Origin of the sequence: Streptomyces sp. NPDC017448 (assembly GCF_044330565.1) — a bacterium.
Lineage (GTDB): Bacteria > Actinomycetota > Actinomycetes > Streptomycetales > Streptomycetaceae > Streptomyces.
The window spans coordinates 580,477-596,869 of record NZ_JBIRLM010000002.1 but is presented as its reverse complement, the minus strand read 5'-3'; the positions used below and the strand labels follow the sequence as shown (position 1 = coordinate 596,869).

The following is a 16,393-nucleotide window of genomic DNA, read 5'->3' as shown; positions in this document are numbered from 1 at the left end:
CCGGCGGTACGTCCTCCGGTGCGCTCCCGCCTCCTCCCGCTGCTCATCGTCCTGATGGCCGCCATGCTGCTCACCCTCGGCTTCCCGCTCGCGGTGAGCGTGGCGGCGGCGGAGCAGCAGCGCCTGGTGATCGACCGGATCGACGACACCGCGCGGTTCGCCGGGCTGGCCCAGGCGATCACAGACACCTCCCCGGACAGCGAGGAGCGCCGCCGCACCCTCCAGACCGACCTGGAGGTCTACGCCTCGGTGTACGGCATCCGCGCCGGCGTCTTCTTCCGCGACGACCGGGCGCTGGCCAAGGCCCCCGGCTCCTGGGCCCTGCCCGCCGAGGGGGAGGGGCGGACGGCGTTCGACGAGGCGCTGCTCGGCCGCCGCTCGCACGATCCGCCGCAGGTCTGGCCCTGGCGGGACGGACGCGTCGTCGTCGCCTCGCCCGTGGTGCGCGACGGCGACGTGGTCGCCGTGGTCGTCATCGACTCGCCCACCGGCGAGATGCGCTCCCGCACCCTGCGGACCTGGCTGTTCATCGGCCTCGGCGAGGCGCTGGCCCTGCTGGTGGCCGTCGGCGCGGCCGTCCGGCTCACCGGCTGGGTCCTGCTGCCCGTACGGACCCTGGACGCGGCCACCCACGACATCGCCGGCGGCCGGATGCGCTCCCGGGTCGCCGCGTCGGCCGGCCCCCCGGAGCTGAGACGGCTGGCGCGTTCCTTCAACGAGATGGCGGACAACGTCGAGGACGTGCTGGAGCAGCAGCGGGCCTTCGTCGCGGACGCCTCGCACCAGCTGCGCAACCCGCTCGCCGCCCTGCTGCTGCGCATCGAACTGCTCGCCCTGGAACTGCCCGAGGGCAGCGAGGAGATCGCCGCCGTACGCACCGAGGGCAAGCGGCTGGCCCGGGTCCTCGACGACCTCCTCGACCTCGCGCTGGCCGAACACGCCGAGGCCGACCTCCAGCTGATCGACATCGTCCCCCTCACCGCCGAACGCGTCGCCTCCTGGCGTCCGATGGCGGAGCGGGAGGGGGTGCGGCTCACCCTGGCCGGGGCCCCGGCGGCCACCGCGTGGGCCGACCCGATCGCCCTCTCCAGCGCCCTGGACGCGGTCATCGACAACGCTCTGAAGTTCACCCCGGCGGGCGAGGACGTCACCGTCACCGTCGCCGCCGGGGCCGCCGAGGCGACCGTCGTGGTCGCCGACCGGGGCCCCGGCCTCACCGAGGCGGAGCTGGAGCGCGTCGGCGACCGCTTCTGGCGCAGCCCCCGCCACCAGAACGTCAGCGGGTCGGGGCTCGGCCTCTCCATCTCCCGGGTGCTGCTCGCGGCGGGCGGGGGCTCGATCGCGTACGGCCACCACGAACCGCACGGTCTGCGGGTGACGGTCTCGGTCCCGCGCGATCTGCCGGGGCCGTCCTGAGCGGAGCAGGCGTTCAGGAACCGGCGGGCCGCGCGGGCGTCACGGCTTCACCGACCGGTAGTAGTCCTTGGCCCCGTCGTGCACGTCCAGCGGGTCCGTGTAGATGGCCGTCCGGAGATCCACCAGCTGCGCCGCGTGCACCTCGCGCCCGATCCGGTCCCGGCTGTTGATCACCGTGCGGGTGAACGCCTCGGTCATGGCCGCGTCCGTACGGTCCGTCGTGACGAGCAGGTTGGCGACGGCCACGGTGGGCACCGACTGCCCCTGCTGGGCCTCCGGGTAGGCGTCGGCGGGCATCATGGCCGACCGGTAGAAGCGGGTGGGACCGGTCGCCGCCTGCAGCTTCGCGACCAGTTCGGGCTCCATCGGCACCAGCCGGACCTCGAAGCGCCGCGACAGCTCCTGCACGGCCGCCGTGGGCAGTCCGCCCGACCAGAAGAAGGCGTCGAGCCGCCCCTGGGTCAGCCGTACGGGCATGGTGTCGATGCCCACCGGCACCGGCGTGACGTCGTCGGCCGGGTCGAGCCCCGCCGCCCTCAGCAGCCGGTCCGCCACCAGCCGCACCCCGGAGCCCTCCTGGCCGACGCCGACCCGCTTGCCCCGCAGGTCCGAGACCGTACGGACGTCGGAGTCGCGGGGGACGACGAGCTGGACGTAGTCGTCGTACAGCCGGACGCAGCCGCGCAGCCGCTGGGCCCCGGGCCTCCCGTCGCGCAGGTAGGTCGCCACGGCGTCGGCGGTGGCGATGGTGAAGTCCGCCTCGCCGGTCGCCACCCGGGCCAGGTTCTGCTGCGAGCCCTCACTGGTCCGCAGCTGTATGGACACGTCCGGCATGTCCTTGGCGAGCGCCCTCTCCAGCCGCTCCCCGTACCGCTGGTAGACGCCGCTGGGCACCCCGGTGGAGAAGGTGAGGGAGCCGCGCGGGTCTCCCTCGTTCTCCCCGGGCCACAGCCACCACGCGAGCAGCCCGAGCACGACCGCGAGGACGGCGCCCGCCCGCAGGGTGCGCCGGCGGTCGCATCGGGACAGAGCGCGGAACATGCGCGCGATCCTGCCAGCTCACCGGCCCCCTGGCCAGGCTTCCCCCTGAGGTCCGCCCCACAGCGGCCGGGGCTGGAAGGGGCCGGGGGAGGGGACGGGAGGGGCGCCGCCCGGCAACCGCCTACCCTTGTCCCATGAACAGCGGCAACCGGAGCGAAGCAGTGGACGTCCAGAAGAGCTACGAGGTGCGCACCTACGGGTGCCAGATGAACGTCCACGACTCCGAACGGCTGTCGGGCCTTTTGGAGGACGCCGGCTACGTCCGCGCCCCCGAGGGCTCCGACGGCGACGCCGACGTCGTCGTCTTCAACACCTGCGCGGTCCGCGAGAACGCCGACAACAAGCTGTACGGGAACCTCGGCCGCCTCGCGCCCATGAAGACCAAGCGCCCCGGGATGCAGATCGCCGTCGGCGGCTGCCTCGCGCAGAAGGACCGCGACACCATCGTCAAGCGGGCCCCCTGGGTCGACGTCGTCTTCGGCACGCACAACATCGGCAAGCTGCCGGTCCTCCTGGAGCGCGCCCGCATCCAGGAGGAGGCGCAGATCGAGATCGCCGAGTCCCTGGAGGCGTTCCCCTCCACGCTCCCCACCCGCCGCGAGTCCGCCTACGCGGCCTGGGTCTCCATCTCGGTCGGCTGCAACAACACCTGCACGTTCTGCATCGTCCCGGCGCTGCGCGGCAAGGAGAAGGACCGCCGCACGGGCGACATCCTGGCCGAGATCGAGGCCCTGGTCGCCGAGGGCGTCTCCGAGATCACCCTGCTCGGCCAGAACGTGAACGCGTACGGCTCCGACATCGGCGACCGCGAGGCGTTCTCCAAGCTGCTGCGCGCCTGCGGGAGGATCGAGGGCCTGGAGCGCGTCCGCTTCACCTCGCCGCACCCCCGCGACTTCACCGACGACGTCATCGCCGCCATGGCCGAGACGCCCAACGTGATGCCGCAGCTCCACATGCCGATGCAGTCCGGTTCGGACCGCGTCCTGAAGGCGATGCGCCGCTCCTACCGCCAGGAGCGCTTCCTGGGGATCATCGAGAAGGTGCGCGCGGCCATGCCGGACGCCGCCATCTCCACCGACATCATCGTGGGCTTCCCCGGCGAGACAGAGGAGGACTTCGAGCAGACGATGTACGCGGTCCGCGAGGCCCGTTTCGCCAACGCGTTCACCTTCCAGTACTCCAAGCGCCCCGGGACCCCGGCCGCCGAGATGGACGGCCAGATCCCCAAGGAGGTCGTCCAGGAGCGGTACATGCGCCTGTCCGCCCTCCAGGAGCAGATCTCCTGGGACGAGAACAAGAAGCAGGTCGGCCGCACCCTCGACGTCATGGTCGCGGAGGGCGAGGGGCGCAAGGACGGCGCCACGCGGCGCCTCTCCGGCCGCGCCCCCGACAACCGCCTGGTCCACTTCACCCAGCCCGAGCAGGCCGTGCGCCCCGGTGACGTGGTGACCGTCGAGATCACCTACGCCGCCCCGCACCACCTCCTCGCCGAGGGCACGCCGCTCGCCGTACGGTCCACCCGTGCGGGCGACGCGTGGGAGAAGCGCACCGCCGGGGCCGCCGCCGAGCCGGCCGGCGTGATGCTCGGGCTCCCCGGCATCGGCGCCCCCGACCCGCTCCCGGCCGCCACGGCCCCGGCCTGCGGTATCGGCTGACGGCTCGGGGCCGCACCGGCTGCTCGGGCCCTCGGCGCGGCCGGGCCCGACCAGCTGCCCCGCAGGGCTCCGGCCCTGCGGGCACCGCACGGCCCGCGGCTCGCGGACGGGCCCCCGGCGACCGCCCAGTACGCTGACCGGCATGCTTGTCGCCGCCGCCGTGTGCCCCTGCCCGCCGCTCCTGGTGCCCGAGGTCGCCGCCGGAGCCGCCCCCGAACTCGACGCCGCGCGGGACGCGTGCCTCGACGCCGTGGGAGTGCTCGCCGCCTCGCGCCCGGACCTGCTCGTCGTCGTGGGACCGGGCGAGACCCTGCCCGGGCCGGGCGGGATCCTGTCCGTCGGACCCTTCCCGCCCGGGACGCGCGGCACCTTCCGGGGCGTCGGCGTGGATCTGGAGGTGACCCTCGGCCAGATGTCCGACGCGGCCTCCACCCCGGGCCGGCCGCTCCCGCAGTCCCTCACGGTCGGCGCGTGGCTGCTGGACCGGGCCCGCTGGACGGGCGCGCCCGTCGAAGGGCTCGCGCTGCCCGCGGCCGCCGCCGCGGAGGACTGCGCCGCGGCCGGAGAGGTCCTGGCCCGGCGCGCGGAGCGGGTCGCGCTCCTGGTGATGGGTGACGGAAGCGCCTGCCGCACGGTGAAGGCGCCCGGCTACCTCGACGAGCGGGCCGCCGACTTCGACGCCCGGGCCACCGAGGCGCTCGGCTCCGCGGACCTCGACGCCCTCGCGGCGCTCGACGCGACGCTCGCCCATGAACTCCAGGCGGCCGGCCGGGCCCCCTGGCAGCTCCTCGCCGGCGCCGCCCGGGACGCCGGGCTCGCCGGACGGCTGCTGTACGGGGACGCTCCGTACGGCGTGGGCTACATCGTCGCCGCCTGGTCCTGAACAGCCCGGAGGCGGGTGCGGAGCGCTCGGCTCCGCACCCGCCTCCGGGGCCTGTCCACCGCGTCAGGGAGCGGGCGGCGGCGGGGGCGGGGTGTGGCCGGGCGTACCGGGGGCGCCGGGCGTACCGGGAGCTCCGGGCGTGCCGCCGTCCTTCTGCCCCAGCCTGTCCACGGCCTCCTTGGCCTTGCGCGTACCCGTGTCGATCTTGTCGCTGTACTTGCCCTTGGTCTTCTGGTCGACGGTGCGCGCGGCCTTGTCGAGGCCCTGTTCGATCTTGCCCCCGTGCTGCTGCGCGAGGTCGCCGACCTTCTCCTTGGCCGGTCCCAGCTTGGCCTTCAGGTTGTCCAGGAACCCCATTGGGTCACCTTCCGTGCGGTGAGGACGTGCGTGCGCGGGAGCGTGCTCCCGCCCCCATTGTCCGTCACCTGTCCGTTCCTGCCGTTTTCACACCCTCTTCGGCCCTTTCCGGGCGCGTCCTGGAAGCCGCCCTTCCCCGTACCCCCGTGCGCCCTGCGGGCCCTGCCGTGTCCGGGAGGGCGCGGGCGTTTGGGAGACTGTCCCGGTGACCCCTCGCACCCCCGCCCCCCGCGTCATCACCGTCGTCGGCCCCACGGCCGCCGGAAAGTCGGATCTGGGGGTCTTCCTCGCCCAGCGTCTCGACGGCGAGGTGATCAACGCCGACTCCATGCAGCTCTACCGGGGAATGGACATCGGCACCGCCAAACTGACGCTCCCCGAGCGCGACGGCGTACCGCACCGGCTGCTGGACATCTGGGACGTCACCGAGGCCGCCAGCGTCGCCGAGTACCAGCGGCTCGCCCGCCGGGAGATCGACCGGCTGCTCGCCGAGGGGCGCACCCCCATCCTGGTCGGCGGCTCCGGGCTGTACGTGAAGGGGACCATCGACGCCCTGGAGTTCCCCGGGACGGACCCCGGGATCCGCGCACGGCTCGAAGCGGAGCTGGCCGACCACGGCCCGGGAGCCCTGCACGCCCGGCTCGCCGCCGCCGACCCCGCCGCCGCGCGTGCCATCCTGCCGGGCAACGGCCGCCGCATCGTCCGCGCCCTCGAAGTGATCGAGATCACCGGCAAGCCGTTCACCGCCAACCTGCCCGGCGAGGAGCCGGTCTACGACGCCGTGCAGATCGGCGTCGACGTGGACCGCCCCGAACTCGACGAGCGCATCGCCCGACGTGTCGACCGGATGTGGGAGGCGGGGCTGGTGGACGAAGTGCGCGCCCTGGAGGCGTCCGGGTTGCGCGAGGGCCTCACGGCGTCCCGGGCGCTCGGCTACCAGCAGGTTCTCGCGGCGCTGGCGGGGGAGTGCACCGAGGACCAGGCGCGAGCCGAGACCGTGCGCGCCACCAAGCGCTTCGCGCGCCGCCAGGACTCGTGGTTCCGCCGGGACACGCGTGTCGTCTGGCTCGGCGGGGGAGACCGTGACCGGGGAGAACTCCCGCAGCGGGCGCTGGCGTTGGTCGAACGAGCGGTCACAGCCTGATCGCATGACAGGAGAACAAGCTGCGGATCAGGGCCGTCACCTGGGCGGACATCCTCGCCACCCGCACGGGATCCGCGGTCTGGGCGGGGGTCATGGTGGACCGGCAGGTCCTCGTGATCCACCACGCTCCCCGCCCCGGCGCCACGCGGCGGCCGTCGCCGTCCGGACGGAGCGTCAGGCGTCCGTGCCGCCCATCCGGTGTCTGCCCGGGGTGTGGCCGTAGGCGTGGCGGAAGACATCGATGAAGGCACTGGCGGAGGACCAGCCGCACCGGTGCGCCACCGTGGTCACCGGGACGCCCTCGGCCAGCAGCACCAACGCCTGGTAGAGGCGTAGCTGGGTGCGCCACTGAGGGAACGTCATGCCGAGGTCGGAGGTGAACAGGCGGGACAGCGTACGGGTGCTGACGCCGGCCTCCTTGCTGAGCGCCGCCAGCGTGCGCTGTTCACCGGGGTTCGCCCGCAGGATGTCGCAGATCTCCTTGAGGCGGCTGTCGGTGGGGGTCGGGAGGTGCAGCGCCTGCTGCGCGGACGCCGCCAGCCGGTCCAGCAGCACGGCCCGCAACCGGCGCCGCTCGGCACTGTCGTCGTCCGGATCGCGGGTGTAGGCGAGGATCAGCTCCCGCAGGAGGGGCTTGACCGTCAGCACGGTCGGCGCGTCCAGCCCCAGCGGGTTGTCCGTCGCGGGCAGTCCGACCAGACGCAGGTCGAGCGCCCCATGGGCGTGGTGCGCGTGGACGGTGCCCGCCGGCACCCAGATCGCCCGGTTCGCGGGCGCGATCCACGTCCCTGTGTCCGTCGTGATGGCCAGGACGCCGCGCGCGGCGTAGATGATCTGGTGGTCGTCATGGCGATGGGCATCGATGTCCGTCCCCGCCGCCAGCCACTGGGTGCGCGTCGGAGCGATCGACTCATGGCGAATACCCTTCATTACTTGTCCTTTTATCGGAAGTGCGCCCGTGAGTCCAGGGCGACGATGGTCCGGTGGCAAAGAACCGAGCAATCACCCTGCTGTCCGTCGGACACGTCTGCGTCGATGTCTACCAGGGCGCCGTGGCCGCCCTGGTCCCGTACTTCGTGGCCGAGCGCGCATACACCTATGCGGCGGCCTCGGGCATCGTGCTCGCCGCGTCGCTCCTCTCCTCCGTGGCGCAGCCCCTGTTCGGTGTGCTCACCGACCGGCGTGCGATGCCGTGGCTGCTCCCCGTGAGCACGATCGTCGGGGGGCTGGGCATCGCGCTGAGCGGACTGAGCGGTTCCTACGCCCTGACCCTCGTGTTCGTCGCCGTGGGCGGCGTCGGTGTCGCCGCCTACCACCCGGAATCGGCCCGCGTGGCGCGCATCGCGAGCAAGGGCAGCAACACGGCCATGGGCTGGTTCTCCCTGGGCGGCAACCTGGGCTTCGCGTTCGCCCCGGTCCTGATCGCCGTGGTCGTGGGAACCGGCGGCCTGCGGCTTTCGCCACTGCTCATCTTCCCTGCCCTGATCGGCAGCGCCCTGTGCCTTCCCGTGCTGCGCGGGATCGAGCGCACGGCCGCCGGGTCCAGCGCCCCGGCGCAGGCCCCCGCCCGGCGCGACGACTGGCCGTCCTTCACGAAACTGGCCCTCGCGGTGATCTGCCGGTCGATCGTCTTCATCGGCCTGAGCACCTTCGTCGCGTTCTACGTACGGGCGCGCACCGGCGGCGGCATGGCGGCCGGGACGGCCGCACTCGTCGTGCTCTATCTCGGGGGCGCGGTCGGCACCGTCCTCGGCGGCAAACTGGCGGACCGCTGGGACCGCGTCACCGTGGTGCGTCAGTCGTACCTCCTGACCGTCCTCGCCGTGGCGGGACTCGTGTTCGTACCGGGCCCCGCCGTCTACCTGTTCGTGGCGCTGACCTCGGCCGGGCTCTACATCCCCTTCTCGCTCCAGGTCACGCTCGGCCAGGACTACCTGCCCAACCGCGTCGGCACCGCCGGCGGCATCACGCTCGGGCTGACGATCAGCATCGGCGGCCTGTTCAGCCCCCTGATCGGACGCCTGGCCGACGTCACGTCCCTGCAGACCGCCCTCATGCCCCTGATCGCCCTCCCGGCGCTGGCCTGGCTGCTGTGCTGGACCCTCGTCGAGCCGGCTGTGCCCGACCGGCCGGCCGCGACGACCGACTCTCCTACCCCTGAGGAGGTGAAGAGCTGATGTCTTCCTCGCGCTCTTCCGCAAGAGATCTCGCACCGGCACGGAAGCCCCCGCACACAGACCGCGACGCGAGCCGGCGGCACTCGCAGGGCTTGAAGAAGCTCCCCCGGCCCCGCGCAAGTTTGTTCGACATGATGGTTGCGGTCCCCTCTTCGGGCTCGGCCTCGGCCTGTAACCGGGCGCTGACCTGGGGTTATTGCTGACCTTTTGCTGACTCGCCGACCAGCAGCAGTCGTCTGACCTGCGCAAACCGCCAAGCTAGGCCATAACAGCCTGATCACGTGATGGCATCGGGACGCCCCGGCCGTCAATTCGGCGCCCGTGCTCGTGCCATCATCAAACATCGATCCACAGGTGGAGTCCGAGTTGGGAGGGCGCGTGGCGATGGAGGCCGGCCCTCGCGACACGGAGCAGCGCGACAGCGAGCACGAGGTGCCGTCGCCGCGGGAGAGCGCGGGACGGCTGAGCCCCGACGGCCCCGACGAGCAGGACGTGGGCCCCGAGGTCGAGGTCGAGCTGCGCCCCACCCGCAAGCTGCGGATCTGGCAGCTCGCCCCCATCGTCGCGCTGGCCGCGGTCGGCTCGCTGATGTTCGCCTTCCCCCTCGCTTTCGAGTTCGGCGACGGCGGGGCCATCGTCGCCATGCTGGGGCTCCTGATCAGCTGCTGCGCCGCCGGCTGGGGCATGATGGCGGCCCGCCGCGTGGGCCACACCTGGCCCGGACTGCCCTCCCGGGGCTCCGGTGAGCGCCCCGACTGGCGGGTGATCGCCCTGTACGCGACGACCGGCATCGCCCTGGTCGCCCTCGCCGTCTGGCGCGTCGCCCGCCTGCGCTGACGCCCCGCACGCGCCGGACCGCGCTCGGACGCCCCGGTGCCCGCCCCCCGCGCACCGCCGGGGGGCACCGGGGGTGCCTACGGCCGGCATCCGCCGGGGCCCGGGCGCCGCTCGTACCACCGGGCCCGCACCGGGCCGCCCTCGGGCCCCCGGGAGCCGGCCGCCGCGCGCCCCGCTCGTACGGGACGCGTACCCGGCCCGGGGGCGGCCGCCCGGCCCGCTCGCCCGGGTCGTCGGCGCCGCCTCGTACAGTGGGTTCGTGAGCACCTCGCAGATCGCCTTCCTCAAGGGTCACGGCACCGAGAACGACTTCGTGATCGTCCCGGACCCGGACAACGCCCTCGCGCTGCCCGCCGACGTGGTCGCCCGCCTCTGCGACCGCCGCGCCGGCATCGGCGGGGACGGCCTGCTGCACGTCGTGCGGTCCGCCGCGCACCCCGAGGCGCGGCACATGGCGGACGCGGCCGAGTGGTTCATGGACTACCGCAACGCGGACGGATCGGTCGCCGAGATGTGCGGCAACGGCGTGCGCGTCTTCGCCCGCCACCTCCAGCTCGCCGGACTCGTCGAGGAGGGCGACCTCACCGTCGCCACCCGGGGCGGCCCCAAGCGCGTGCACCTCGCCGAGAACGGCGACGTCACGGTCTCCATGGGGCACGCCCTGCTGCCCGAGGAGAGCGCCACCGTCAGCGTGGGCGACCGCAGTTGGCCCGCCCGCAACGTCAACATGGGCAACCCGCACGCGGTCGCCTTCGTCGACGACCTGGACCACGCGGGCGACCTGTTCACCGCCCCGTCGGTCAGCCCCGAGGCCGTCTACCCCGAGGGCGTCAACGTCGAGTTCGTCGTCGACCGGGGCCCGCGCCACGTCGCCCTGCGCGTCCACGAGCGGGGCTCCGGCGAGACCCGGTCCTGCGGCACCGGCGCCTGCGCCGTCGCCGTCGCCACCGCCCGCCGGGACGGCGCCGACCCCGCCGAGACCGGCCTCCCCGCCACGTACCGGGTGGACCTCCCCGGAGGCACCCTCGTCATCACCGAGCACCCCGACGGCGCGATCGACATGACCGGTCCCGCCGTGATCGTCGCGGAGGGCGTCATCGACCAGGCGTGGCTCGAAACCTCCTGAGGAATGGCTCAGGGGAAACAGTGACCCGCCCGGGCTTCGCTCGAATGGGTGATCCGTTTCACGCTGGGCGAGAGCTGGACTGCGCCACGTGGTGGGCTCGATAGCATCAAGCACCGGCCCCGAGGGGCATCCGCCCCCGCCCAGCGCCGGTCGACGTCGCCGGAGGTGCCCATGAGTGCAGAGGCCGCCGACCCGGGCGCCCCCCTTCGCAGGCGGAGCCGCCCCCGGATCGATCTGCGCAGACTGGGCCGGGTGGCGCTGCGCGGGCCGGTCTCCCGCGACCGGCTGCCCGACGCCATCGGCCATGTCGCGGAGGCGCACCGCGCCCACCACCCCGACGCCGACCTGAGCATCCTGCGCCGGGCCTACGTCCTCGCGGAGTCCTCGCACCGCGGCCAGATGCGCAAGAGCGGCGAGCCCTACATCACCCACCCGTTGGCCGTCACGCTGATCCTCGCCGAGCTGGGCGCGGAGACCACCACGCTCACCGCCTCCCTCCTCCACGACACCGTCGAGGACACCGAGGTGACGCTCGATCAGGTCAAGGAGCAGTTCGGGGACGAGGTCTGCTACCTCGTCGACGGCGTGACGAAACTGGAGAAGGTCGACTACGGCGCCGCCGCCGAGCCGGAGACCTTCCGCAAGATGCTCGTCGCCACCGGAAACGACGTCCGGGTCATGTCGATCAAGCTCGCGGACCGGCTGCACAACATGCGGACCCTCGGCGTGATGCGCCCCGAGAAGCAGGCCAGGATCGCCAAGGTCACCCGGGACGTCCTCATCCCGCTGGCCGAACGGCTCGGCGTCCAGGCGCTCAAGACCGAGCTGGAGGACCTGGTCTTCGCGATCCTGCACCCCGAGGAGTACGAGGAGACCCGCGCCCTGATCGCGGCGGCGGACCGGGCCGCCCCCCTCGAAACGATCGCGGACAACGTACGGCACACCCTGCGCGAGGCGGGGATCGGCGCCGAAGTCCTCATCAGGCCCCGCCACTTCGTCTCCGTGCACCGGGTCCGCAGGAAACGCGGCGAGCTGCGCGGCACCGACTTCGGACGGCTCCTCGTCCTCGTCGGCGAGGACGCCGACTGCTACGCGGTCCTCGGTGAACTGCACACCTGCTTCACCCCGGTGGTCTCCGAGTTCAAGGACTTCATCGCCGCCCCCAAGTTCAACCTGTACCAGTCGCTGCACACCGCCGTCGTCGGCCCGGCGGGCGCGGTCGCCGAAGTCCTCATCCGTACGCACCGGATGCACAAGGTCGCCGAGGCGGGCGTCGTCGCCCTGGGCAACCCGTACGCCCACGACCACGCCTCCGCGCAGACCGAGCCGTCCGACGAGCGTGCCGACCCGACCCGGCCCGGCTGGCTCTCCCGGCTGCTGGACTGGCAGGAGTCGGCCACCGACCCCGACACCTTCTGGACCACCCTCCGCGACGACCTCGCCCAGGACCGCGAGATCACCGTCTTCCGCACCGACGGCGGCACGCTCGGGCTGCCCGCCGGGGCCACCTGCGTCGACGCCGCCTACGCGCAGTACGGCGACCGGGCCCACGCCGCCATCGGCGCCCGGGTCAACGGCCGTCTCGCCACCCTGAGCACCGTCCTCGGCGACGGCGACACCGTGCAACTGCTGCTCGCCCAGGACACCGCCTCCGGGCCCTCGCCCGACTGGCTCGACCACGCCCGCACCCCCGCCGCCCGGATCGCGATCACCGGCTGGCTCACCGACCACCCCGACCAGGCGAAACCCGACCCGGAGACCGTGGACGCGACCGGCCCCGGGCGGCCCGGACCGCGCCGCCCGGCGCCGGCCGCGACGGAAGGCGGGGGCCCGGGGGGCTTCGCGCCGCCGCGCACGCGGTCCGGCCCCCGCGCCCGGGGGGTCGTCGTCGAGGGACCGGACGCGCCGGTGCGGCTGGCCGGCTGCTGCACGCCGGTGCCTCCCGACGAGCTGACCGGCTTCGTCGTCCGGGGCGGCGCGGTCACCGTCCACCGCCGCGAGTGCCCCGCCGTCGCCGCCATGCGGGAGATCGGCCGCGCCCCGGTCGGCGCCCGCTGGGAGGAGGCCGAGGGCCGGGAGTCCGACGCGGGCTGCCGGGTCACCCTCGTCGCCGAGTCCTTCGGCCGCCCCCGCCTCCTCGCCGACCTCACCGAGGCCATCGCCACCGCCGAGGCGGCGATCGTCTCCGCCACCGTGGAGCCGCCCAGCGAGCAGCGGGTGCGCCACACCTACACCCTCCAGCTCCCCGACGCGGCGGGTCTGCCCGCCCTGATGCGCGCCATGCGCGAGGTGGCCGGGGTCTACGACGTCAGCCGCGCCCAGCACCCGGCCCCGACGGGCTGACGCGGCTCCCGGAAGCGTCCCCCCGGAAGGGCTCCCGGGGGCGAGAGGCCCCGGCCCGCCGGACGCCCCGGAGACGGGCCCGGAGCCCGCCCGAGGACCGCCGGGCCGACCCCGGAGCCCGGCGGGCGGGCCCTCGCGCGGCCGCGGAGCCGGCCGACGCGTACCTCTCGCGGGCCACCGCCGTCCCTCCTCGTTCGGGTGGCGCGGCGCGCGGCTCCCCTGCCACACGGCACCGCGCTGATAGCGGTAGTCCATGCCGTTCCCGACCCGCCGCCTGCGCGCCGCTCTCCTGGCGGCCTCCTCTGCCGCCCTCGTCGCCGCCGCCCTGCCCGCTCCCGAGCCCCTGGGCATCGGAGACCGGCTCTTCCCCGAACTGGGCAACCCCGGTTACGACGTCCTCGCGTACGACATCGCCCTCACCTACCACGGCGACAACACCAAGCCCCTGGACGCCGTCACCCGGGTCAGGGCCCGCACCACCGCCCCGCTGGACCGGATCAACCTCGACTTCGCCCGGGGGACCGTCCGGGGCGTCGAGGTCGACGGGCGGTCCGCCGACTTCGGCAGCAAGAACGAGGACCTGGTCGTCCAGGCCCCGCGCCGCCTCCCCGCGGGCGTACCGGTGGACATCACCGTCCGGCACACCAGCGACCCGAACGGCTCCGGGGACGACGGCGGCTGGGTGCGCACCGCCGACGGGCTCGCCATGGCCAACCAGGCCGACGCCGCCCACCGCGTCTTCCCCAGCAACGACCACCCCTCCGACAAGGCGTACTTCACCTTCCGCGTCACCGCCCCCGAGAAGCTGACGGCGGTCGCGGGCGGCCTGCCCGCGGGCAGGACCCGGCACGGGGCCGCCACTACCTGGACCTATCGCACCGAGCACCCCATGGCCACCGAGCTGGCCCAGGTCTCCATCGGCAGCTCCGCCGTCGCCCACCGCACCGGCCCGCACGGTCTGCCGGTGCGCGACGTCGTCCCGGCCGCCGTCCGGGAGAAGCTGGAGCCCTGGCTGGAGAAGACCCCGGCCCAGCTGGAGTGGATGGAGAAGCAGGTCGGCCGCTACCCCTTCGAGACCTACGGGGTGCTCGTCGCCGACAGCCCGATCGGGTTCGCCCTGGAGACCCAGACGCTGTCGCTGTTCGGGAAGTCGTTCTTCACCGAGCCCGCCTACCCGCGGTGGTACGTCGAGTCGGTGATGGTCCACGAGCTGGCCCACCAGTGGTTCGGCAACAGCGTCTCGCCCGCGAGCTGGTCCGATCTGTGGCTCAACGAAGGCCACGCCAGCTGGTACGAGGCCCGGTATGCCGAGGAGCACGGGGGCGGGACCTTGGAGCGGCGGATGCGCGAGGCGTACCGGCTCTCCGACCGCTGGCGCGCGGCCGGCGGCCCGCCGGCCCGCCCGGACGGCCCGGCCCCGGGGCAGAAGCTCAGCCTGTTCCGCCCGGTCGTGTACGACGGCAGCGCGCTGGTCCTCTACGCCCTGCGCCAGGAGATCGGCGAGGCCGCCTTCGACCGGTTGGAGCGCACCTGGGTCCGGGCGCACCGGGACGCCACGGCGACCACCGCGGACTTCATCCGCCTCGCGTCCCGTCTCTCCGGCCGGGAGCTGACCGCCTTCTTCGACGGCTGGCTGTACGGGAAGAAGACCCCGCCGATGCCCGGGCACCCGGACTGGAGCAGCGCGAAACCCGCGTGACGGGCCCGGTGGACCCGTGCCACTATCGACGGGTCGGCGCGGCGGGCCGCACCGGAGTCCCCGGCGGGGAATCATCCGGGAAGAGCACGCGTTGTGACTGACGTAAAGACTTCTATCGACGTAAGGATCCAATGACCTCCTCTTCTTCCCTTCCCCAGGACGCGCAGGACGCGCAGAGCGCCACGGAGGACACCACCGAGAGCCTCACCGAGGCCCGCCGGGCCGACGCCCTGATGGAAGAGGACGTCGCCTGGAGCCACGAGATCGACGGAGCCCGGGACGGCGACCAGCTGGACCGCTCCGAGCGCGCGGCCCTGCGACGCGTGGCCGGTCTCTCCACGGAGCTCGAGGACGTCACCGAGGTCGAGTACCGCCAGCTGCGCCTGGAGCGCGTCGTGCTGGTGGGCGTCTGGACCTCGGGGACGGTGCACGACGCGGAGATCTCCCTCGCGGAGCTCGCCGCACTCGCCGAGACGGCGGGCGCGCAGGTGCTGGACGCGGTGTACCAGCGGCGCGACAAGCCGGACCCGGCCACCTACATCGGCTCGGGCAAGGCACTGGAGCTGCGGGACATCGTGCTCGAATCCGGCGCCGACACCGTCGTCTGCGACGGTGAGCTGAGCCCCGGCCAGCTGATCCACCTGGAAGACGTCGTGAAGGTGAAGGTGGTCGACCGCACCGCCCTGATCCTCGACATCTTCGCCCAGCACGCCAAGTCCCGCGAGGGCAAGGCGCAGGTCTCCCTGGCGCAGATGCAGTACATGCTGCCGCGGCTGCGCGGCTGGGGCCAGTCGCTCTCCCGCCAGATGGGCGGCGGCGGTTCCAGCGGTGGCGGCGGCATGGCCACCCGTGGCCCCGGTGAGACGAAGATCGAGACGGACCGGCGCCGGATCCGCGAGAAGATGGCGAAGATGCGCCGGGAGATCGCGGAGATGAAGACCGGCCGCGAGATCAAGCGGCAGGAGCGCAGGCGCAACAAGGTGCCGTCCGTCGCCATCGCCGGATACACCAACGCGGGCAAGTCCTCGCTGCTCAACCGTCTGACCGGGGCCGGCGTCCTGGTGGAGAACGCCCTGTTCGCCACCCTGGACCCGACCGTCCGCCGGGCCGAGACGCCGAGCGGCCGCGTCTACACGCTGGCCGACACCGTCGGGTTCGTCCGGCACCTGCCGCACCACCTCGTCGAGGCGTTCCGCTCCACGATGGAGGAGGTCGGCGAGTCCGATCTCATCCTGCACGTAGTGGACGGCTCCCATCCGGTGCCGGAGGAGCAGCTCGCCGCGGTGCGCGAGGTGATCCGGGACGTCGGCGCGGTGGACGTGCCGGAGATCGTCGTGATCAACAAGGCGGACGCGGCCGATCCCCTGGTCATCCAGCGGCTGCTGCGCAACGAGAAGCACGCCATCGTGGTCTCGGCCAGGACCGGCGAGGGCATGGACGAGCTGCTGGCGCTCATCGACACCGAGCTGCCCCGGCCCTCCGTCGACATCGAGGTGCTCGTGCCGTACATCCAGGGGGCCCTGGTCTCCCGGGTGCACGCCGAGGGGGAGGTGCTCTCCGAGGAGCACACCGCCGAGGGCACCCTGCTCAAGGCCCAGGTCCACGAGGAGCTGGCCGCCGAGCTGGAGACCTTCGTCCTCACCCCGCACTGACGGCGCGGGAACCGCACGACAGCCGAGGGCCCGGCCCCGAACTCTCCAGAGAGCTCGGGGCCG

Annotated in this window: 13 protein-coding genes; 10 read left to right on the top strand and 3 right to left on the bottom strand. The window is 73.5% G+C overall.

The window, feature by feature from the left end:
• Positions 1 to 18: 18 nt before the first annotated feature.
• A complete protein-coding gene (locus ACH4K1_RS07215; RefSeq protein ID WP_398087386.1) occupies positions 19 to 1,416 on the top strand; it encodes a sensor histidine kinase in 1,398 nt (465 codons plus the stop codon).
• 39 nt (positions 1,417 to 1,455) lie between these two features.
• Here ACH4K1_RS07215 and ACH4K1_RS07210 read toward each other — a convergent pair whose 3' ends face one another.
• Positions 1,456 to 2,457 (bottom strand): TAXI family TRAP transporter solute-binding subunit, encoded by a 1,002-nt coding sequence (locus ACH4K1_RS07210; protein WP_398087385.1) that lies wholly within the window; start codon positions 2,455 to 2,457, stop codon positions 1,456 to 1,458.
• Between the two features lie 134 nt (positions 2,458 to 2,591).
• Between ACH4K1_RS07210 and miaB the strand changes: the two genes are divergently transcribed.
• Complete coding sequence (gene miaB / locus ACH4K1_RS07205; protein WP_398087383.1) at positions 2,592 to 4,112, top strand: tRNA (N6-isopentenyl adenosine(37)-C2)-methylthiotransferase MiaB; 1,521 nt, start codon at positions 2,592 to 2,594, stop codon at positions 4,110 to 4,112.
• Positions 4,113 to 4,254: 142 nt separating this feature from the next.
• Positions 4,255 to 4,995, top strand: a complete 741-nt coding sequence (locus ACH4K1_RS07200) for a class III extradiol dioxygenase subunit B-like domain-containing protein (RefSeq protein WP_398087382.1) — start codon at positions 4,255 to 4,257, stop codon at positions 4,993 to 4,995.
• A 63-nt stretch (positions 4,996 to 5,058) separates the two neighbouring features.
• Here ACH4K1_RS07200 and ACH4K1_RS07195 read toward each other — a convergent pair whose 3' ends face one another.
• Positions 5,059 to 5,352, bottom strand: a complete 294-nt coding sequence (locus tag ACH4K1_RS07195) for an antitoxin (RefSeq protein WP_398087381.1) — start codon at positions 5,350 to 5,352, stop codon at positions 5,059 to 5,061.
• 205 nt (positions 5,353 to 5,557) lie between these two features.
• Between ACH4K1_RS07195 and miaA the strand changes: the two genes are divergently transcribed.
• Complete coding sequence (miaA, locus tag ACH4K1_RS07190; protein ID WP_398087379.1) at positions 5,558 to 6,496, top strand: tRNA (adenosine(37)-N6)-dimethylallyltransferase MiaA; 939 nt, start codon at positions 5,558 to 5,560, stop codon at positions 6,494 to 6,496.
• Between the two features lie 174 nt (positions 6,497 to 6,670).
• On the opposite strand, the gene ACH4K1_RS07185 is transcribed toward miaA, so the two are convergent.
• On the bottom strand, positions 6,671 to 7,426 hold the full coding sequence (locus tag ACH4K1_RS07185; RefSeq protein WP_398087377.1) for an AraC family transcriptional regulator: 756 nt from the start codon (positions 7,424 to 7,426) through the stop codon (positions 6,671 to 6,673).
• 53 nt (positions 7,427 to 7,479) lie between these two features.
• On the opposite strand from ACH4K1_RS07185, the gene ACH4K1_RS07180 reads away from it, so the two are divergent.
• The 6 genes from ACH4K1_RS07180 (at position 7,480) to hflX (ending at position 16,330) form a co-directional block, all read left to right on the top strand.
• Positions 7,480 to 8,673, top strand: a complete 1,194-nt coding sequence (locus ACH4K1_RS07180; RefSeq protein WP_398087376.1) for an MFS transporter — start codon at positions 7,480 to 7,482, stop codon at positions 8,671 to 8,673.
• Between the two features lie 384 nt (positions 8,674 to 9,057).
• Positions 9,058 to 9,510 (top strand): hypothetical protein, encoded by a 453-nt coding sequence (locus ACH4K1_RS07175; protein ID WP_398087473.1) that lies wholly within the window; start codon positions 9,058 to 9,060, stop codon positions 9,508 to 9,510.
• Positions 9,511 to 9,769: 259 nt separating this feature from the next.
• Positions 9,770 to 10,636, top strand: coding sequence for a diaminopimelate epimerase (gene dapF / locus ACH4K1_RS07170; protein ID WP_398087374.1), 867 nt, complete (start codon positions 9,770 to 9,772; stop codon positions 10,634 to 10,636).
• A 171-nt stretch (positions 10,637 to 10,807) separates the two neighbouring features.
• The gene (locus tag ACH4K1_RS07165; RefSeq protein WP_398087373.1) at positions 10,808 to 12,979 is read left to right on the top strand and encodes a RelA/SpoT family protein; all 2,172 of its coding nucleotides are present in this window, start codon (positions 10,808 to 10,810) and stop codon (positions 12,977 to 12,979) included.
• A gap of 253 nt (positions 12,980 to 13,232) precedes the next feature.
• Positions 13,233 to 14,678, top strand: coding sequence for a M1 family metallopeptidase (locus ACH4K1_RS07160; protein ID WP_398087372.1), 1,446 nt, complete (start codon positions 13,233 to 13,235; stop codon positions 14,676 to 14,678).
• Positions 14,679 to 14,809: 131 nt separating this feature from the next.
• On the top strand, positions 14,810 to 16,330 hold the full coding sequence (gene hflX / locus ACH4K1_RS07155) for a GTPase HflX (RefSeq protein WP_398087370.1): 1,521 nt from the start codon (positions 14,810 to 14,812) through the stop codon (positions 16,328 to 16,330).
• Positions 16,331 to 16,393 lie beyond the last annotated feature (63 nt).